Genomic DNA, 17,795 nt, shown 5'->3' on the forward strand with positions numbered 1-17,795 from the left:
TCACACCACCGCCGCGCCCACCAAGCCGGCGCTCGCAGCAGCCACTACTGGAAACGCTGGCTCCGGCACAACAAGATCCAGCTATAGATCACAAAGCCTGGCTGTAGTACTAGACTAGGCGTCACCGAACATCCGCTGCTTGTCGCTCTCCGGAGCATCGAGGACGCGCAGCGCACGTTTCAGCGACCCCTCCTCGAAGCCGAAGTGCGCCTTCATAGCACCCTTGATCTCGTTTATCTGCCGGAAGAGCTCCTGCGGCGACGACTCGGAGGAGTCCAGGGCCCGCTGGAAATCGGCCAGGAGCTGTGAGAGGACCTCGTGCTCGCGGGTGAGCTGGGTGATGATGGGCTCCAGCTCAGGCATCTGCTCGAGCAGGGCAGGGAAGAACTCGGCGTCCTCGCTGCGATGATGGCTGCCCATCGCCGAGCAGAACGTGTAGCAGAACTCGCGCAGTTCAGGCTTGAGCGCGGAGGCACGATTGCCCTCGCGGATGGCCTTTCTGGCCTCCTCCAGCGCCTTCTCCAGGCGCTGGTGCACGTTCTTCAGCTCCAGATGCCAGGCGAAGATACGGTTACGCAGCATGGAGGGGCTCCTTTCCCTTGGCGGAGTCGGGGGCGTCGTCGCTGTGCTTGGGCAGGGCGAAGACGAGTGCCATGGCGACGAGCGCGAACATGACACTGGCGCCCATGGCGTACGTGGCGCTCCGGGTGAAGACCACGTCGGGGGAACCACCGGTGGTGAAGTCCAGGGTGTCGAACAGGACCCGCCCGGTCACGGCGATGCCGATGGCGCTGCCGACCCGCTGCATGGTCCCGATGACCCCGCTGGCGGCGCCGGCGTCGCGCCGCGAGACGGTCGCGACGATGAAGTCCATGTTGGGCGGGATGAACAGCCCGCTGCCGATGCCGCCGACGACCAGCGGCGCGACGAGCGTCCAGCCCCGCAGGCTGCCGGGCGGGACCACAGCCAGGATGATCAGGATGGCGGTCATGCTCGCTGTCACGAGGGCCAGGCCGATGATGAGCACGGTACGGCCGAAGCGAGCGGCGAGTTGGTCACTCTGTGCGGCCCCGATGATGGTGCCGATCGCGAAGGTCATCAGCAGCAGGCCCGACTCCAGGGCCGACGCGTCCAGCCCCGCCTGCCACAGCAGCGAGATGGTGAAGAAGATGCTGGTGAACGCGGCGAAATAGACCAGGGCCAGCACGACGCCGCCGGTGAAGGCGGGGCTGGTGAACAGGTGCGGCGGGACCAGGGGGTTGCCGCCGCGCCTGGCCACGCGGCGCTCCCAGAGGGCGAACACGCCGAGCATCGGCACGCTGAGCAACGAGACGAGGTAGGACCACAGCGGCCAGCCCTGGCTGTGGCCCTCGACGAGCGGGACGAGCAGGACGACCAGCGCGACGGTGAGGATGACGAGGCCGGCCCAGTCGGCCCGGTCGTCCTCCTCGGTCCTGCCGGCGGAGGGGAGCAGCCAGAATGCGGCGAGGACGGCGATGACGCCGATCGGGAGGTTGACGCCGAAGATGTAGCGCCAGCCGTTCTCCGCGCCGAAGGCCTCGATGATCAGGCCTCCCGCGAGCGGGCCCATGGCGCTGGAGACGCCGATGACCGCTCCCATGATCGCCAGGGCCTTGCCGCGGAGGCTGCCGGGGAACATCAGGTGGATGAAGGCGGTGATGGAGGTGTAGAAGATGCCGGCCGAGAGTCCCTGGGCGGCGCGCGCGAGGTTGAGCTGCAGGTCGTTCTGGGCGAGCGCGCAGGCCACGCTGGTGAGCGTGAACAGGACCAGCCCGGCGATGAAGACCGGCTTGTGGCCGTACCGGTCGCCGAGGCGGCCCGCGGGAATCAGCGCCAGGCCGTACGCGAGCATGTAGCCGGACAGTACCCAGGACAGCGTGGCCTCCGACGCGTTGAGGCTGGTGTAGATCGTCGGAATGGCGACGTTGACGATGGTGCTGTCCAATAACGCCATGAAGGCGCCCGCCAGCAGGACGGCCAGCGCCAGCCAGGTGGAACGGGTGGTCACCGGGGTTTCATGTTGCTGGGTCATGCGAGTTCCTCCGGGCTTTCTCGTCGAGGATCAGCTGAGGCAGCTGCGCCACGAGCTCCTGGTGCCAGGCGATCTCGGCTCGCAGCCGCACGACGTGGTGCCGCATGGCGAGGGACTCCGCCATGGACAGGTAGCGGGCGACTGTATGCATGTGCGCCTCGTAGTCGGTGAGCATCGCCTCCAGCGAGGTGAGGCGGGCCGCGATGATGGACTCCAGGCCATCGAGCCGGTCCGGGTCGAGCCGGGTGAGGGCGAGGTCGAACGGGTCGGGCCGGAGAACGATTTCACGCAGCCCGCTGATCTTGAGCGATGACAGGGCCTGGGCACCTGCCTCGGTGATCCGCCAGATCTTGCGCGTCGGGTAGGAGCCCACCGTCTCCTTGAGCATCTCCTCGATCAGTCCTTCGGCGGCGAGGCGCTTGATCGCACCGTAGAGCCCGCCGGTGGTGATGTCGGTCCACAGGTCGAGGTGCTCCTCCTCGGACAGGAGGCGTAGGTGGTGCCCGTGCATGGGGCCGCGTTCCGACAACGCGCTGAGGATGAAGATGCGTATTGACGACACGCGACTAGTCTCGCGAGAGTAGTCGTAGGAGGCAAGAGTCTGAGGTCCACAACATCGCGCGGCCGGAAAACCGGCGCCGGATGGAGGGAATCGGCGAACCATGCGTATCTGGAACGCCCCCGACACGTCTGATACGTATCCCTTCGATCGCCGTCGCGATGCGATCAGCGTCGGCGGCGACTGCAGTCCCTTGGACCTGTGCGACCGAACGACCACTCCACGATCCCTCACCAGAGGAGACGGATCATGAAGACTGTCGCAGTTATCGGAGCAGGCGTGGCGGGCCCGACCGTGGCGATGGCCCTGCAGTTGGCGGGGTTCGAACCGGTCGTCTACGAGTCGCATCCCAGCGGCTCGGAAGGGGTGGGCGCGTTTGTGATCCTGCACGTCAACGGCATTGACGCCTTACGCGCGATCGACGCGGACAAGTGCCTTGACGGGCTGGGATTCGACACCCCGCAGATGCGTTTCCGCAGCGGGACCGGGCGTTCCCTGGGCGTGGCGGGCACCGGCCTCCCGCTGGCCGACGGGACGGTCGGGCGCACGATCCGGCGAGCCGACCTGTGCGGGGCGCTGAGGGACGAGGCGTTGCGGCGCGGGATCGGATTTGAGTACGGCCGGCGGCTGGTCGGTATGAGTGGCGAGGACGGCGGCATAACGGCTGTCTTCGAGGACGGCGCCAGGCGTGAGGCCGATCTGCTCGTCGGGGCGGACGGCATCAAGTCCAGGGTGCGTGCGCTGATCGATCCCGCCGCGCCGCCGGCCAGGTACATCCCCAACCTCTACATCAGCGGTTATGCCAGGGCCGGGGTGGTCGACGTGCCGCCAGGGGAGTATCAGATGGTCTTCGGCCGGCGTTGTTTCTTCGGTTACACCGTAGCCCCGGGCGGTGAGGTGTGGTGGTTCGCCAACCCGCCGTACCCGAACGAGCCGAGCCAGAACGAGCTGCGACAGCTTGGCGACGCCCATTGGCGGGCGGTGCTCGCCGACCTGCTTGGCGTGGATCCAGGACCGGCCCGGAAGATCGTCGAGGCCACCGATCACGAGCTCGCGGCGTGGCCGTTCCACGACATCCCCACGGTGTCGCGCTGGCACCGCGATCGCATGATCATCGTCGGCGACGCGGCGCACGCGACGTCGCCGGCGGCCGGGCAGGGGGCGTCGATGGCCATCGAGGACTCGGTCGAGCTCGGCCGCTGCCTGCGTGACCTGCCCGATGTCCGGCAGGCGTTCCGCGCCTACGAGGCGCTTCGCCGTGAGCGGGTGGAGCGGGTGGTCGCCACGGGCGCCAAATGGTCAACCTTCAAATCGGTGGGGCCGGTCACGCGAATGATCCGCGACATGATCATGCCGGTGATGCTCAAATATTACGCCGGCGATGGCGGAGCCTCCCTTGGCTGGATGCACCATCACCACATCGAATGGAATGAACGGGTCTCGGCCTGATTTCGCGGAATTCCGCGAACACGTATGAATTTCTACTTGACCCGCTGAATCTGCTCATTCGCAGATCGGACGGGTTATTGTGCTGCCCGGTTTCATCCTTTCTTTGCGGAGTATTCGCAGATGAGAGCACGTATCGCCGGGCGAGGCGTTTGGCTGAATTCATTCACACAACGATTGACATTTCGCGCTTTCCGGCATGAGACTGGTAGCCGAGTGGCAGATTTTACAACAGGCGACACATGGGGATTTGGCCGATTAGTGGGGCCAGGTGTCGTCACGGGGAGATCGAGGGGTTGCTTTGAACCGCAGAAAACGGATTTCGGCGGCTGCGCCATGTTCCTTACCGGGGAAAGCGCAGTACGCCGGTGAAGGCAAGGAGGATTTCCGCAACGACCGCCGTCTGGAAGAGCTGGTCAAGCTGGCCAGGGACGGCAACCAGTGGGCGTGGAACAGCCTTCTGTGCCGTTTCCTCCCGCTGGTCCAGCTGATAGCGCGCAGACACGGGCTCCAGAGTCAGGACGCCGAGGATGTGAACCAGGTCGTCTGGCTGAAGCTCCTCCAGCACATCAAGAGCATCCGCAACACGCGGTCGCTGGCCGGCTGGATCGCCACCACGTCGAGGAACGAGTGCGTGAACGTCATCCGGCGGTCGCGGCCCCTGGTGCTGTTCGACGACTGGCCCAGCTTCTTCGACGCGGCACACACGGTCAGCTACGACTGGATCGAAGAGGCCGCCGCCCACGAACGCAAGCGTGCGCTGGCCCGCGCACTCAAGGGTCTGAGCAGCCGGCACCGCCAGTTGCTGAACCTGCTCGTCGCCGATCCGCCCCTGTCCTACGTGGAGATCGGGAAGCGGATGGGAATGCCTGTGGGCAGCATCGGGCCCACCCGGCTGCGTGTCATCGCCCGGTTGCGGGAGTCGATGGGCATGGCCGGGGATTCGCCGGAGCGGCGGAGGGAATCGGCCTGAGCGGGTGATGGGGCGGCCGCGGCCGCCCCATCACCCGTTTTTGCGGGAGGATGTCACGTCAGGCCGAGCAGTAAGGCGCGGATCTCCTCCGCCACCGCCCCCGGGCGTTCCATGTACATGAAGTGCGCGGTCTCCTGAATCACGCGCAGCCGTGCGTCGCGGTGGTGCCGCTGGATCCACTGGGCCTGCTCGACGGTGGTGCATCTGTCATGCTCGCCGGCGATGACCAGGGCCGGGACGGTGAGCCCGCGGATCGTCTCCTCCAGATCCGGATGGCGCATCCTGACGAGGTTCTGGTGCACCTCGAAGGTGATGGCGGACCAGGCGGCGCTGACCCGCCTGGCGACGTCCGGATGCTTGTCGTGGAAGAAGAAGGGAACGGCGCGGGTGTTGGCCTCGCGCACGTACTCGGCCCAGGTCTCCTTGGTCGGCACCTGCTCCGGCCGACGGAAGGGCAGGCTGAAGGAAGCCGCCGACCCCATGAGGACGAGCCCGCCCACCAGGTCGGGCCGCCGGCCGGCCAGCGTGATGGCCACCGCCGAGCCGAGCGAGTGCCCGGCCAGGACCACCTTCTCCCAGCCGTAGTGCAGGATCAGCTGCTCGATGTCGTCGGCGAACAGCGTCGCGCTCGGCGGGACGTCCAGCGTCGAGGACAGGCCGTGGCCGCGGAAGTCCACGGCGACGGTGTGATGGTCCGGGCTGAGCAGCTCCTGTAGGTCGGCGTAGTGCGAGTGGTTGTCGCGGTTGCCGTGCAGCATGATCACGGGCAGTCGCGCCGCCGTACGCGGACCGGCATGGCGGCAGAACAGCTGCACACCGTCGCGCACGTTGACGTAGTCGGCCAGGGTGCCTTCTCGGTCGAGCATGGTGACTGACTCCTCGCGCCGGTTCACTGGTCGATCAATGCGACGGGCCGCGCCCAGCCGGCGCCGGCGCCCTGGACCCGGACCGGGGCGCAGAACACCGTGAAGCCCGTGGGCCCGGGGAGCCGGCCCAGGCCGGCCATGCGTTCGATCTGCAGATACTCGCGCTCGCGCCCGAACATGTGGCAGGGCCACAGGTGCCGGGAGTCGCCCGTCTTCACGAACTGCTCGATCATGTGGGCGGTCGGCAGGTCGAAACCGGCGGTGTCGACCCCGATCAGCTTCACGCCGTGGTCGACGATGACCTCGATCGCCTCGGGGGACATCGCCGGGTGCGCGGAGTAGTACTCGGGATCCGGCCAGCGCTCGCTCCAGCCCGTCTCGATGAGGGCCACCTCGAGCGGCCTGAGCCGGTGGCCGATCCGGTCCAGCTCGCGCCGGACGTCGTCGGCGGTGATGACCTCGAGTGCCCTCTTGTCGCGGAACGACAGCCGCACCCCAGGGCCGCAGCACCACTCGAGCGGCACCTCCTCGATCGTCTTGGCCGGCCGGCCCGCCGACGACGGCCCGTAGTGATATGGAGCGTCCACATGGGTACCACCGTGCACGCTGAGGGTGACGATCTCGTTGCTCATGAACACGCCGTCGGGAAAATGCTCCCTTTCCAGGAAAGGCACGGGAGAAATTCCCTCGCGTTCGGCGATCTGCTGGATCAGCGATTTCGCGGCATTGCCCAGCCGTTCCGGACCGCTGTCGTGAGTCCACCGGTCGATATCCCGGACGCCCGGGTCGTCAGGGTGCTGGGCAATGGTCATGCTCAGGTCGATCAAGCGCATGGGATCAGCCTCGCGGAGAGGGGACTCGGAGCGAATAGAACCGCATCTCGCTGGGCCGGAGGAAGAACGGCCGCATCTCCGCCGTCATGCTGTCGTGGGCGGGCGACTCCAGCCATGCGGTGAATTGCTCGCGTTTTTCCCATTCGCTGACCAGGACATAGGATCCGGCCGTGTCCTCCAGCCGGAGGAGCTCGTCCCTGATGTGCCCCGGCATGGTGGCGACGCGTTCCCTGACTTTGCTGAACGCGGCCTCGAATTCGCGCTCCCGCTCCGCGTCCACGGTCGAGAAGAGCATCATGCGAACGGTCATCCGGCATTCCTCCTTAGACAGTGACCGAGAACAGCGCGACGCTGCCACGGGTGTGTAGCGTGACATGGGTGAACCGCTTCGCCAGCGCGTTTTCGAGATCCTCCAGGGAGTCCTGCTCGTTGGCGAAGATGCCCATTTTGTTCATGTAGCCCAACTGCGAACGCGACAGCCTGGTCTGGGGCACGCCGAGGCTGAGAATGGTCGAGCCGAACAGCCTGCCGCCCGGCCTGAGCAGCGGCGCGAGCTGGTCGAAGACCTGCGCCTTGTCCTGGATGTTGCCCGGCAGGCAGTGCAGGACATGGACGAGGGCGACCGAGTCGAACTGCCTTTTCCGCAGCGAGAGGGGTTTCAGCAGATCGGCCCGGATGCATTGCGGCTGGTGCCGGGCGATTCGCTCGGCGGCGCGGCGGAGAACGTCGGAGTTGACGTCCAGCAGGGCTATTCGCGGCTCCGCGGCCGGGAACCTGCATTTGTTGAGGTACCACCCCGTCCCGGGGCCGACGTCGAGATGGTCGCTCGACGCGTTCCCGCGATAAAGCGCGAGCAGGGCTTTGCTGGGACAGCGCCAGGTGAACCTGTTCTGGAAACGGATGACGAGCGGGTCGTAGACGTATTTCAGAAAGAATGGGGTGTAGGCGGCCTGGCCCGCGTATGCCGGGTCTTCAGGCTCCAGGCGCCGCTCAGGCTCATAACCGTTGTTGCTGACGCTCGGCGTGTAAGGCATGCCCTACAGACGGGGCAGCCCCGCCGTAGATACCGAATATTTTCCTGTATCAGGCGATGCCCACCCGCGTCTGAATGGCATACGCGTTCTCCACTAGCCCCCTCCGTCCCAGGGAGAATCATGCCTTCTGACGAGTCGACCCTCGACCATCGCATTCAGGGCAGCGTGGTCAGGCCCGGTGATCCGCACTATGACGAATACCGCAAGGTGTTCAACGGCATGATCGACAGCCGACCTGACCTGATCATCCGCTGCGCTTCATCGGCCGACGTGGCCGAAGGAATCGCCCACGCCAGGCGGCAGGGCCTGCCGCTGTCTGTGCGGGCCGGGGGTCACGGCGTGACGGGCGACGCCGTCCTCGACGGTTCGGTCTGCCTCGACCTGCGGCCCATGAACTCCGTCACCATCGACCCCGACCGCCGGCGCGCCCGGGTCGGGGGCGGCGCGAACTGGGGTGAGTTCGACGCCGCCGCGCAGAAGTACGGACTGGCCGTCACCGGCGGGCGGGTCCGCGGCACGGGAGTGGCCGGGCTGACCCTCGGCAGCGGGAGCGGCTGGCTGGAGCGCAAGCTCGGCCTCAGCTGCGACTCCCTCGCTTCCGTCGAGATCGTCACCGCCGGCGGCAAGGTGCTCAGAGCCTCGGAGACGGAGAACCAGGAGCTGTTCTGGGGCGTGCGCGGCGGCGGCGGCAACTTCGGCGTGGTCACCGAGTTCGAGTTCCAGCTCCACCCGGTCGGACCGCAGGTTCTCGGCGGGCTCGTCATGTACCCGCCGTTCCAGATCGCCGACCTCATCCGGCATTTCCGCGACTTCATGGCGACGGCGCCGGACGAGGTCGGCGCCGGGCTCGCCTTCATCTCCGCGCCGGACGAGCCGTTCGTCCCCGAGTTCGCGCGCGGCAAGCCCGTCGTGGGCGCGGTCCTGTCCTACTTCGGCCCCATCGAGGAGGGCGAGGAGGTGCTCAGGCCGCTGCGCGAGTTCGGCCCGCCCGTGCGTGACATGGTCGCGCCCATCGCCTACACCGACCTGCAAGGGCTGCTGGAGCCCGGCACCCACGACGGCATGCAGAACTACTGGAAGGCCGAGTTCCTCGCTGAACTGCCCGATGAGGCGATCGACCACATCGTGCGTTTCACACAGAGCGTGCCCTCCCGCTTCACGCAGACGATCCTCATGCCGCTGGGCGGCGCGCTGGCCCGCGTCGACAACGACGCCATGGCCTTCGGCCAGCGCGACGCGCCCTTCAACATCCACATCCTGTCCATGTGGGAGGACCCGGCCGACTCCGAGCGGCAGATCTCCTGGACCCGCGAGTTCCACCGGGCGATCCAGCCGTACAGCACCGGCGGCGCCTACCTCAACTTCATCGGCAAGGAGGGCGGGGACCGGATCAAGGCCGCCTTCGGGCCAGAGAAGTACGAGCGGCTGGTAGAGCTCAAGCGGCGCTACGACCCGGCCAACGTCTTCTCCGGAAACCAGAACATCCCGCCGCGGGCTGAGACGGTCGAGGAGGAGCCCGAGGAGGCGGAGCAGCAGGGGCACTTCGCCCCGCTCGCCGTACTCGAGCTCCTGAACGGGATGTGGATCGCGCGTGCCCTGCAGGTCGCGGCGCAGCTGCGGATCGCCGAGCAGCTCGGTGAAGGGCCGCGCACGCTCGCCGAGCTCGCCGCCGAGTGCGGCTGCGATCCCGCGGCGCTGGGCCGGCTGATCTCGGCGCTCAGCACGGTCGGCTTCTTCGCCCGCACCGGCGAGGACAAGATCCAGCAGACACCGCTGTCGGCCGTGCTGGCCGACGGCCACCCGCACTCCGTCGGAGCCGTCGCCCGCCTGTTCGGCTCGAACTGGCAGTGGCAGGCGTGGTCGCAGCTCGAATACTCGGTACGGCACGGCAAGCCGGCTCTCGACCAGGTAGTCGGCACGAGCCTGCCGGCCTTCCTCGACACCATGTCGCCCGAGGACGGGGTCCTCTTCGACCAGGCGATGACCGGTCTGTCCCGCTTCCTCAACCGGACGATCCTGAACGCCTACGACTTCTCCGACGCCGGCCGGATCGCCGACGTCAGCGGCGGCCACGGCACCCTGCTGGTCGACATCCTCGCCGGCGACCCGTCGCTGACCGGGGTCCTGCTCGACCGGCCCGCGGTCACCGCCAAGGTCCGCGAGAAGGCGCGGGAGGCCGGGCTCGGCGACCGGCTGGACGTGGTGGACTGCGACTACCTCGAGTCGCTGCCGGAGCAGGCCGACACCATCGTGCTCAACCGGGTGCTGCACGACTGGGACGACGACTCGGCCGCCAGGATCCTTCGGGCCTGCCGCGCCGCCCTGCGCCCCGGGGGCCGGATCGTCGTGGTCGAGCAGCTCATGACGGGCGACAAGCGCGCGGCCTTCCTGGACCTGCAGATGCTGGTGCTGCGCGGCGGCCGCGAACGCACCAAGGCGGAGATGGCCGAGCTGTTCGAGCGCTCCGGCCTCAGCCTGGCGGAGACGATCAACACCACCTCTCCCATGTGCCTGCTCATCGGCCACTCCCTCGACCACTGAACGGGGCCTGAGACATGACAACCACCACGAAGGTCATCAACGCCGCGGACGTCACGCCCAACCGCCACCGCGGCGGCGAGATCCGGGTGACGCTGAGCCAGAAGACCTGCGGCGCCACGTCGGGGTTCGGCGGCTCCGTGCTGCTGCAGCCCGGGGAGTACGTGAGCGAGCACTATCACCCGTACTCGGAGGAGTTCATCCACGTCATCCGGGGCGAGCTCGAGCTGAAGGTGGAGGACGAGCCGATCGCCCTCGGCCCGGACGACTCGTTCCTGGTGCCCATCGGGCAACGCCACCGCCTGGCCAACGTGGGCGACTCGACGGCGCACGTCGTGTTCCATCTCTCGCCGCTGGCGCCGCGACCCGACCTCGGCCACGTCGACACGGAACCCCTTCCGTCAGTGGGAGAGCCGTGATGAGACGTGCCGTCATCACCGGGATGGGGGTGCTCGCCCCCGGTGGCGTCGGGCGGGACGCGTTCTGGAAACTGCTGGCCGGCGGCCAGAGCGCGACCCGCACCCTGACCATGTTCGACCCCGCTCCGTTCCGGTCGCAGCTCGCCGCCGAGGTCGACTTCGACCCGCGCGCGGCGGGCCTGACCGAGCGCGAGACGCGCCGTATGGACCGCGCCGCCCAGTTCGCCGTCGTGTGCACGCGGGAGGCGCTCACCGACAGCGGTCTTGACCTGTCCGGCGTGGACCCGGCCCGCGTCGGGGTCAGCCTCGGCAGCGCGGTCGGCTGCACGATCTCCCTGGAGGAGGAGTACCGGGTCCTGTCCGACGAGGGCCGCCAGTGGCTCGTCGACCACACCTACGGTGTCCCGCACCTGTACGGGTACATGGTCCCCAGCACGCTGGCCACCGAGGTGGCCTGGCAGGCGGGCGCCGAGGGGCCGGTCCAGCTCGTCTCCACGGGCTGCACGTCCGGCCTGGACGCCGTCGGCATGGGTGCCCGGCTGATCGAGGAGAACTCGGCCGACGTCGTCATCGCCGGCGCGACCGACGCGCCCCTGTCACCCATCACCTACGCGTGCTTCGATGCGATCAAGGCCACCTCGGCCAACAACGACGACCCAGAGCACGCCTCGCGCCCATTCGACGCCCGGCGCGACGGCATCGTCCTCGGCGAAGGCGCCGCGATCCTGGTGCTCGAGGAGGAGAGCAGGGCGCGGTCGCGCGGCGCCCGGATCCAGGCGGAGCTGGTCGGGTACGGCCAGCGCAACAACGCCTTCCACATGACCGGCCTGCGCCCAGATGGCCGGGAGATGGCCGAGGCGATCCGCGTCGCCCTGCGCGAAGCCCGGCTCGACCCCACCGCCGTGGACTACATCAACGCCCACGGGTCGGGCACCAAGCAGAACGACCGGCACGAGACCGCGGCCTTCAAGGACAGCCTCGGCGACCACGCCCGCCGGGTGCCGATCAGCTCGATCAAGTCGATGATCGGCCACTCCCTGGGGGCGATCGGCTCGATCGAGCTGGCGGCCTGCGTGCTCGCCCTGGAACACCAGGTGGTGCCGCCCACGGCCAATCTGCACGTGCCCGACCCGGAATGCGACCTGGACTACGTCCCGCTCGTCGCCCGCGATCACCGCATGAACGTGATCCTCAACGTGGGCAGCGGCTTCGGCGGATTCCAGACCGCCGTCCTGCTGGCCGCACCTGGAACGGTTCGCCCATGAGCACGCTCGCGATCACCGGCATGGCCGTCGTCGCGCCGACCGGCCAGAGCCTGGACCAGCACTGGTCGTCGGTCCTCACAGGCCGCAGCGGGATCCGTCCCATCAGCCGCTTCGATCCGGCCTCCTACCCCGTCCGCGTCGCCGGTCAGGTGGAGGACTACGTGGCGAGGGGCACCATGCCCTCCCGGTTCGTGAGGGAGACCGACCGCTTCACCCAGATGGGGCTGAGCGCGGCCCAGGCCGCGCTCCAGGACGCCGCGCTCGACCCGGCCGAGCTCCCCGAGTACGCGGTGGCCGTGGTCACGGCGAGCTCGTCGGGCGGCACGGAGTTCGGCCAGAAGGAGATGGAGCGGCTCTACCAGCACGGCCCCTCGTGGGTCAGCCCCTACCAGTCCATCGCCTGGTTCTACGCGGCGACCTCCGGGCAGATCTCGATCCGCCACGGCACCAAGGGGCCGGCCGGGGTGCTCTGCGCGGAGCAGGCGGGCGGCCTGGATGCCGTCGCGTTCGCGCGGCGCCTGGTCAGGGACGAGGTGAAGGCCGCCATCGTCGGCGGCACCGACGCCTCCCTGTGCCCTTACGGGCTGACGGCCCAGCTCACCTCGGGCCGCCTGTCCACCGTGAACGAACCGGAGCATGCCTACCGCCCGTTCGACGCCTCCGCGGCCGGCTACGTGCCAGGAGAGGGCGGCGCCATGCTCATCGTGGAGCCCGCCGCCGAAGCCAGGCGGCGGGGGGCGCGGATCCACGGCACCGTGCTCGGCCACGCCGCGGGCTTCGACCCGGCGCCGTGGACCGGCCGCCCGTCGGCGCTGCGGCGGACCATGGAGCGGGCCCTCGACGACGCCGGGATCGGGCCGCGAGATGTGGACGTCGTGTTCGCGGACGGGATGGCCGTCCCCGCGGACGACGCCGACGAGGCCAGGGCCATCGGCGAGGTGTTCGGCGGCGGTGGTGTCCCGGTGACCGTCCCGAAGGCGCTCACCGGACGGCTCCACGCCGGGGGCGGCGGACTCGACCTGGTCACGGCCCTGCTCGCCATACGCCACGGCTGCGTGCCCCACACGGCGGCGACCACCACGGTTCCCGATTTCTACGACCTCGACCTCGTGCTGAACGAGCCGCGCCCGGGCGTGGTCAGGCACGCGATGGTCGTGGCCCGCGGGCACGGCGGCTTCGTCTCGGCCGTCGTGCTCGGCGCATGACCCTTAACCGATTCGACTCACCGATTCGACTCACCGATTCGACGAGGAGAGAGCGACACCATGTCAGAGCCTGCAACCGGCGTCTTCACCCTCGAAGACCTGCGGTCGATGTTGCGCGTCGACGACGCCGACGAACTGACCGAGAGCAACGCCGATGAGGAGTTCGAGTCCCTCGGCTACGACTCGCTCGCCAAGTACGAGCTGGTCTCCCAGCTGGTGCGCCGGCACGGCATCCAGATCTCGGACAAGACGATGGAGCACTTGCGCACGCCGCGGCAGGCCGTCGACTACGTCAACGCCTTCATGGCCGCCACCCCGGACAACGCAGTGAGGTCCTGAAATGTCAGCACACACCGACAATGCCATCACGATCGCCGCGCCCATGGACCTCGTGTGGGACATGACCAACGACATCGAGTCGTGGCCGAAGCTGTTCAGCGAGTACAGCGCGGCGGAGATCCTGCACCGGACCGACACCACCGTGCGGTTCCGGCTCTCCATGCACCCCGACGAGAACGGGGTCGTGTGGAGCTGGGTGTCGGACCGGACCGCCGACCCCGCCACCAGGACCGTGCGCTCCCAGCGGGTCGAGCTCGGGCCGTTCAAGTACATGTTCCTGTTCTGGGAGTACCTCCAGACCGACGAGGGAGTCCTGCTGCGCTGGGTGCAGGACTTCGAGCTGAAGCCGGAGATGCCGGTTGACGACGCCGGCATGGCCGACCGCGTCAACGCCAACTCAGCCGTGCAGCTGAAGCTGATCAAGGAAGCCATCGAAGCGGAGGCGCGCGGCTGAGCGCGCCCCGACGCTCCTGACCGACCTCGAGGAGTCTTGCTCATGGCCATAGCGAAGGATGCCGGTGACTGGGAGCTGTGCCGGGAATGCGCCGCGCTCGTCTACCGGCCGCGGCTGCTGCGATCGCGCCGCGTCTGCCCCGAGTGCGGGCACCACCAGCGGCTCGCCGCCGGGGAACGGATCGACACCATCGCCGACCCCGGCTCCTTCACCCCCGCGCCGCAGGTCAGCGGTGGCGACCCGCTGGGCTTCGCGGACTCGCGGCCCTACCCCGAGCGGCTCGCCGAGGCGCGCAGCCGTACGGGACTGCAGGACGCCATCCTGTACGGCGGAGCCACCATCGGCGGCCGGCGGGTCGTGGTGGCGGCGATGGACTTCGCCTTCCTGGGCGGCAGCATGGGCTCGGCCGTCGGCGAGACGGTCGCCCGCGCCTGCGAGACGGCGCTGCGCGAGCGGATCCCGCTGATCCTGGCCATCACCTCCGGCGGGGCCCGCATGCAGGAGGGCGCGGTCTCCCTCATGCAGATGGCCAAGACCGCCCAGGCCATGCGCGCGCTGCGTGAGGCCGGGCCGCTCAGCGTCTGTGTGCTCACCGATCCCACCTTCGGCGGGGTCACCGCCTCCTTCGCGACCCTCGGCGACGTCCTGGTGGCCGAACGCGGGGCACGCGTCGGCTTCGCCGGCCCCCGGGTGATCGCCGCCGCCACTCGGGAGGAACTGCCGCCGGGCTTCCAGACGGCCGAGTACCTCAAGAGCCGCGGCCTGATCGACCGGGTCGAGACCAGGGACGGCCTGCGCCCGCTACTGGCCAGGCTGCTGGCGGTGACCTCGGCCCGGGATCCGGGCCAGGTCACCGCGTGGGAGCGACCACTGGAAGAACTGCAGGAGGCGCCGGGGGGACCACAGGAGGCGCCGACGCCGTACGAGACGCTGCGCCTGGCCCGCGACACCCGCCGCCCCACCGCCCTGGACTACGTCTGGCGGATCTGCACGGACTTCGTCGAACTCCACGGCGACCGGCTGGAGGGCGACGACCCGGCCATCGTCGGCGGCCCAGCGCTCCTCGACGGCCGCCCCGTCATGATCATCGCGCACCAGAAGGGGCACAGCACCGACGAGCTGGTCGCCAGGAACTTCGGGCTGGCCCATCCGGAGGGCTACCGCAAGGCGCTGCGGCTGATGCGGCTGGCGGGCAGGCTCGGCCTGCCGGTGGTCACGCTCGTGGACACGCAGGGCGCGGCTCCCGGGATCCGCGCCGAGGACCGCGGGCAGTCCTGGGCGATCGCGGAGTGCCTGGCCGGCATGTCGGAACTGCCGGTGCCGGTGGTCTCCGTCCTGATCGGCGAGGGCGGCAGCGGAGGAGCGCTGGCGTTGGCGGTGGCCAACCAGGTGCTCATGCTCCGGCACGCGGTCTACTCGGTGATCAGCCCGGAGAGCTGCTCCACCATCCTGTTCGGCGACCCGTCCCACGGCCCGCGTATGGCCGAGGCGCTCCGGATCACCGCACCGGACCTGCTCCGCCTGGGCATCGTCGACAGCATCGTGCCCGAGCCGCCCGGCGGTGCCCAGACCGCCCCGGCCGCCGCGGCCGAACACCTCAAGGCCGGTGTACGGCAGGCCCTGCGCGAGCTCGCCGGGCTGAGCGGCGACGAGCTTCGCAAACATCGCTACGAACGCTTCCGGGTGCTGGGGATGATCGCCGATGACTGAGCACACCGACGAGCGGCACGCGGTCCTCCGCCTGCTGCGCGAAGAGGCCGGCAACATCGTCAAGACCGTGTCGGGTCCGCTGGCCAGCCTCTCGCTGCGGATGGGCGAGTGGGCACTGGACATCTCGTGGGCGCACGGGACCGCACCCGCTGCCCCGCTGCCGCTGGTGACGGCGCCGGAGGAGGAAACGGAAGCGGACGATACCGGTCTGCACGAGATCACCGCCCCGCTGGTCGGCACCTTCTACGTGGCGCCGGAGCCGGGCGCCCCGCCGTACATCCAGGTGGGGGAGCACGTGCGGGCGGGACAGACCGTCGGCATCGTCGAGGCGATGAAGCTGATGAATCCGGTCAAGAGCGACCTGGCGGGCGAGGTGGTCGAGGTCGTGACCGGCGACGCGACGCCCGTGGAGTACGGCCAGGCGCTGGTGCGGATCAGGGCGGAGGAGCCGTGAGCTTCAGCAAGATCCTCATCGCCAACCGGGGTGAGATCGCCCTCCGCATCGCACGGACCTGCCGCGAGCTGGGCATCGAGACGGTCGCCGTCTATTCGACGGCCGACCGCGACGCCCGCTTCGTGGCCTACGCCGACGAGGCGGTGCACATCGGGCCGGCCCCGGCCAAGCGCAGCTACCGCTACCCGCCCGCGATCATCGAGGCCGCCCTGCGCACCGGCGCCGAAGCCATCCACCCCGGCTACGGGTTCCTCTCCGAGGATGCGGACTTCGCGCGGATCTGCACCGACCACGGGGTCGTCTTCATCGGGCCCAGCCCGGAGGTGATGGAGTGCGTGGGCGACAAGGCACGGGTCCGCGCCCTGCTCGCCGCGGCCGGGCTGCCGATCCTGCCGGGCAGCGACGGTCCCGTGGCGACGCAGGCCGAGGCCGAGGAGGTGGCCGAGCGGATCGGCTACCCCGTCATCGTCAAGGCCGCCGCCGGTGGTGGCGGCCGTGGCATCGAGCCCGCGGGCGACCGCGCCGAGCTGCGCGAGGTCTACCGGCGCACGACCGCCCTGGCACGCCAGGTTTTCGGCAACGGCGAGGTCTACCTGGAACGCCTGGTCCAGGCCCCGCGCCACGTCGAGGTCCAGTTCCTGGCTGACACGCACGGCACCGTTCTGCACCTGGGCGACCGCGACTGCTCGCTGCAGCGCCGCAACCAGAAGCTGGTGGAGGAGGCGCCCTCACCACTCCTGCCGGACCGGGTTCGCGAGCGGCTCGGCGAGTACGCCGTGGCCGGGGCGCGCCGTGTCGGCTACACCGGGGCGGGAACCATGGAATTCCTGCTCGACGCCGCGGGCGAGATCACCTTCATGGAGATCAACGCGCGCATCCAGGTGGAGCACCCGGTCACCGAACTGCTGACCGGTGTCGACCTGGTGCGAGAGCAGATCCGCGTCGCGGCCGGTGAACCCCTGGGCATCACCCAGGAACAGGTCACGCTGACCGGCACCGCCATCGAGTGCCGGGTCAACGCCGAGGATCCGTCGGCGGGCTTCCGCCCCACGCCCGGCCGCCTGACCTCCTACCACCCGCCGGGCGGTCCCGGGGTGCGGGTCGACTCCGGATTCGGCCAGGGCGACGTGATCCCGCCGGACTACGACTCGCTGCTCGCCAAGGTGATCGTGTGGGCGCCGACGCGCGAGCAGGCGATCGTCCGCGCCGACCGGGCGCTGGCCGAGTTCGCCGTCGAGGGGCCAGGGATGGCCACGACGATCCCACTGCTGCGGCGGCTGCTGGCCCAGCCGGATTTCGTGGCGGCCAGGCACTCCACTGCCTTCGTCGACGCGTTAACAAACGAATTCAACCCTGTTGGAGAAAACCAGTGAACGTCCTGCAGACCATCAAGGGAATTCTCGTCTCCGAGCTTCTCGTCGACATCCCGGCGGAGCGGATGCAGCCCGACGACAGCCTGCGCGATGTCTACGGCCTCGACTCGCTCGGCTACGTCGAGCTGCGGGTCTGCATTGAGCAGACCTTCGGGATCACCATCGACGACGACGATTTCTCCCCCGAGCACTTCACCACGCTCGGCGGGGTCCAGGCGCTGGTGGAGCATCTCCAAAAAGACGAGGAAATGGTCAGCTGACTTCCCGCGGAGAA

The 17,795-nt window shown here is 68.9% G+C and carries 19 protein-coding genes; 12 read left to right on the forward strand and 7 right to left on the reverse strand.

What is annotated here, in order from left to right:
• Window positions 1-114: 114 nt before the first annotated feature.
• Genes ACWEVS_RS43345 through ACWEVS_RS43355 form a run of 3 tightly spaced genes read right to left on the reverse strand, consistent with a single transcriptional unit; the run spans window position 115 to window position 2,615 of the window.
• Window positions 115-582 (reverse strand): hemerythrin domain-containing protein, encoded by a 468-nt coding sequence (locus ACWEVS_RS43345; protein ID WP_449930188.1) that lies wholly within the window; start codon window positions 580-582, stop codon window positions 115-117.
• Complete coding sequence (locus ACWEVS_RS43350) at window positions 572-2,053, reverse strand: MFS transporter (RefSeq protein WP_449930186.1); 1,482 nt, start codon at window positions 2,051-2,053, stop codon at window positions 572-574. The genes ACWEVS_RS43345 and ACWEVS_RS43350 overlap by 11 nt, the downstream gene beginning before the upstream one ends.
• Entirely contained in the window at window positions 2,037-2,615 is a 579-nt protein-coding gene (locus tag ACWEVS_RS43355) for a PadR family transcriptional regulator (protein ID WP_449930184.1), read from the reverse strand. The genes ACWEVS_RS43350 and ACWEVS_RS43355 overlap by 17 nt, the downstream gene beginning before the upstream one ends.
• A gap of 246 nt (window positions 2,616-2,861) precedes the next feature.
• On the opposite strand from ACWEVS_RS43355, the gene ACWEVS_RS43360 reads away from it, so the two are divergent.
• Entirely contained in the window at window positions 2,862-4,061 is a 1,200-nt protein-coding gene (locus ACWEVS_RS43360; RefSeq protein WP_449930182.1) for an FAD-dependent oxidoreductase, read from the forward strand.
• 298 nt (window positions 4,062-4,359) lie between these two features.
• On the forward strand, window positions 4,360-5,031 hold the full coding sequence (locus ACWEVS_RS43365; protein WP_452417780.1) for an RNA polymerase sigma factor: 672 nt from the start codon (window positions 4,360-4,362) through the stop codon (window positions 5,029-5,031).
• 53 nt (window positions 5,032-5,084) lie between these two features.
• Here the strand turns inward: ACWEVS_RS43365 and ACWEVS_RS43370 are convergent, their stop codons facing one another.
• From ACWEVS_RS43370 to ACWEVS_RS43385, 4 genes are read right to left on the reverse strand one after another with little or no spacing between them, the layout of a single operon-like run.
• The gene (locus ACWEVS_RS43370; RefSeq protein WP_452556767.1) at window positions 5,085-5,897 is read right to left on the reverse strand and encodes an alpha/beta fold hydrolase; all 813 of its coding nucleotides are present in this window, start codon (window positions 5,895-5,897) and stop codon (window positions 5,085-5,087) included.
• A gap of 23 nt (window positions 5,898-5,920) precedes the next feature.
• A complete protein-coding gene (locus ACWEVS_RS43375) occupies window positions 5,921-6,730 on the reverse strand; it encodes a cyclase family protein (protein WP_449930176.1) in 810 nt (269 codons plus the stop codon).
• Between the two features lie 4 nt (window positions 6,731-6,734).
• Window positions 6,735-7,040, reverse strand: a complete 306-nt coding sequence (locus ACWEVS_RS43380; protein ID WP_449930174.1) for an antibiotic biosynthesis monooxygenase family protein — start codon at window positions 7,038-7,040, stop codon at window positions 6,735-6,737.
• Between the two features lie 13 nt (window positions 7,041-7,053).
• Window positions 7,054-7,764, reverse strand: coding sequence for a class I SAM-dependent methyltransferase (locus ACWEVS_RS43385; protein ID WP_449930172.1), 711 nt, complete (start codon window positions 7,762-7,764; stop codon window positions 7,054-7,056).
• A 120-nt stretch (window positions 7,765-7,884) separates the two neighbouring features.
• Between ACWEVS_RS43385 and ACWEVS_RS43390 the strand changes: the two genes are divergently transcribed.
• The 10 genes from ACWEVS_RS43390 to ACWEVS_RS43435 are packed head-to-tail and all read left to right on the forward strand — an operon-like array spanning window position 7,885 to window position 17,781.
• On the forward strand, window positions 7,885-10,305 hold the full coding sequence (locus tag ACWEVS_RS43390; RefSeq protein WP_452556769.1) for a methyltransferase: 2,421 nt from the start codon (window positions 7,885-7,887) through the stop codon (window positions 10,303-10,305).
• Between the two features lie 14 nt (window positions 10,306-10,319).
• Complete coding sequence (locus ACWEVS_RS43395; RefSeq protein WP_449930168.1) at window positions 10,320-10,721, forward strand: cupin domain-containing protein; 402 nt, start codon at window positions 10,320-10,322, stop codon at window positions 10,719-10,721.
• A complete protein-coding gene (locus ACWEVS_RS43400) occupies window positions 10,718-11,986 on the forward strand; it encodes a beta-ketoacyl-[acyl-carrier-protein] synthase family protein (RefSeq protein WP_449930166.1) in 1,269 nt (422 codons plus the stop codon). Before ACWEVS_RS43395 ends, ACWEVS_RS43400 begins: the two co-directional genes overlap by 4 nt.
• Window positions 11,983-13,191 carry a ketosynthase chain-length factor gene (locus ACWEVS_RS43405; RefSeq protein WP_452556771.1) on the forward strand — a complete coding sequence of 403 codons (1,209 nt, stop codon included), beginning with the start codon at window positions 11,983-11,985 and terminating at the stop codon, window positions 13,189-13,191. Before ACWEVS_RS43400 ends, ACWEVS_RS43405 begins: the two co-directional genes overlap by 4 nt.
• Before the next feature lie 60 nt (window positions 13,192-13,251).
• Window positions 13,252-13,530 carry a phosphopantetheine-binding protein gene (locus ACWEVS_RS43410; RefSeq protein WP_452556773.1) on the forward strand — a complete coding sequence of 93 codons (279 nt, stop codon included), beginning with the start codon at window positions 13,252-13,254 and terminating at the stop codon, window positions 13,528-13,530.
• 1 nt (window position 13,531) lies between these two features.
• Window positions 13,532-13,984 carry an SRPBCC family protein gene (locus ACWEVS_RS43415; RefSeq protein WP_449930160.1) on the forward strand — a complete coding sequence of 151 codons (453 nt, stop codon included), beginning with the start codon at window positions 13,532-13,534 and terminating at the stop codon, window positions 13,982-13,984.
• A 42-nt stretch (window positions 13,985-14,026) separates the two neighbouring features.
• The gene (locus ACWEVS_RS43420) at window positions 14,027-15,694 is read left to right on the forward strand and encodes an acetyl-CoA carboxylase carboxyltransferase subunit alpha (RefSeq protein WP_452556775.1); all 1,668 of its coding nucleotides are present in this window, start codon (window positions 14,027-14,029) and stop codon (window positions 15,692-15,694) included.
• Window positions 15,687-16,148, forward strand: coding sequence for an acetyl-CoA carboxylase biotin carboxyl carrier protein (locus ACWEVS_RS43425; protein ID WP_449930156.1), 462 nt, complete (start codon window positions 15,687-15,689; stop codon window positions 16,146-16,148). Before ACWEVS_RS43420 ends, ACWEVS_RS43425 begins: the two co-directional genes overlap by 8 nt.
• The gene (locus ACWEVS_RS43430) at window positions 16,145-17,521 is read left to right on the forward strand and encodes an acetyl-CoA carboxylase biotin carboxylase subunit (protein ID WP_452417789.1); all 1,377 of its coding nucleotides are present in this window, start codon (window positions 16,145-16,147) and stop codon (window positions 17,519-17,521) included. The genes ACWEVS_RS43425 and ACWEVS_RS43430 overlap by 4 nt, the downstream gene beginning before the upstream one ends.
• On the forward strand, window positions 17,518-17,781 hold the full coding sequence (locus tag ACWEVS_RS43435; RefSeq protein WP_449930152.1) for an acyl carrier protein: 264 nt from the start codon (window positions 17,518-17,520) through the stop codon (window positions 17,779-17,781). Before ACWEVS_RS43430 ends, ACWEVS_RS43435 begins: the two co-directional genes overlap by 4 nt.
• Window positions 17,782-17,795 lie beyond the last annotated feature (14 nt).

The sequence above is a fragment of the Nonomuraea sp. NPDC003754 genome (assembly GCF_053605785.1).

Excerpts from the sequence above, each read along its gene's own strand:
- ACWEVS_RS43345 (WP_449930188.1), bottom strand. The coding sequence starts at position 582 with ATGCTGCGTAACCGTATCTTCGCCTGGCATCTGGAGCTGAAGAACGTG.
- ACWEVS_RS43350 (WP_449930186.1), bottom strand. The coding sequence starts at position 2,053 with ATGACCCAGCAACATGAAACCCCGGTGACCACCCGTTCCACCTGGCTG.
- ACWEVS_RS43360 (WP_449930182.1), top strand. The coding sequence starts at position 2,862 with ATGAAGACTGTCGCAGTTATCGGAGCAGGCGTGGCGGGCCCGACCGTG.
- ACWEVS_RS43370 (WP_452556767.1), bottom strand. The coding sequence starts at position 5,897 with ATGCTCGACCGAGAAGGCACCCTGGCCGACTACGTCAACGTGCGCGAC.
- ACWEVS_RS43375 (WP_449930176.1), bottom strand. The coding sequence starts at position 6,730 with ATGCGCTTGATCGACCTGAGCATGACCATTGCCCAGCACCCTGACGAC.
- ACWEVS_RS43380 (WP_449930174.1), bottom strand. The coding sequence starts at position 7,040 with ATGACCGTTCGCATGATGCTCTTCTCGACCGTGGACGCGGAGCGGGAG.
- ACWEVS_RS43385 (WP_449930172.1), bottom strand. The coding sequence starts at position 7,764 with ATGCCTTACACGCCGAGCGTCAGCAACAACGGTTATGAGCCTGAGCGG.
- ACWEVS_RS43390 (WP_452556769.1), top strand. The coding sequence starts at position 7,885 with ATGCCTTCTGACGAGTCGACCCTCGACCATCGCATTCAGGGCAGCGTG.
- ACWEVS_RS43395 (WP_449930168.1), top strand. The coding sequence starts at position 10,320 with ATGACAACCACCACGAAGGTCATCAACGCCGCGGACGTCACGCCCAAC.
- ACWEVS_RS43405 (WP_452556771.1), top strand. The coding sequence starts at position 11,983 with ATGAGCACGCTCGCGATCACCGGCATGGCCGTCGTCGCGCCGACCGGC.
- ACWEVS_RS43410 (WP_452556773.1), top strand. The coding sequence starts at position 13,252 with ATGTCAGAGCCTGCAACCGGCGTCTTCACCCTCGAAGACCTGCGGTCG.
- ACWEVS_RS43415 (WP_449930160.1), top strand. The coding sequence starts at position 13,532 with ATGTCAGCACACACCGACAATGCCATCACGATCGCCGCGCCCATGGAC.
- ACWEVS_RS43420 (WP_452556775.1), top strand. The coding sequence starts at position 14,027 with ATGGCCATAGCGAAGGATGCCGGTGACTGGGAGCTGTGCCGGGAATGC.
- ACWEVS_RS43425 (WP_449930156.1), top strand. The coding sequence starts at position 15,687 with ATGACTGAGCACACCGACGAGCGGCACGCGGTCCTCCGCCTGCTGCGC.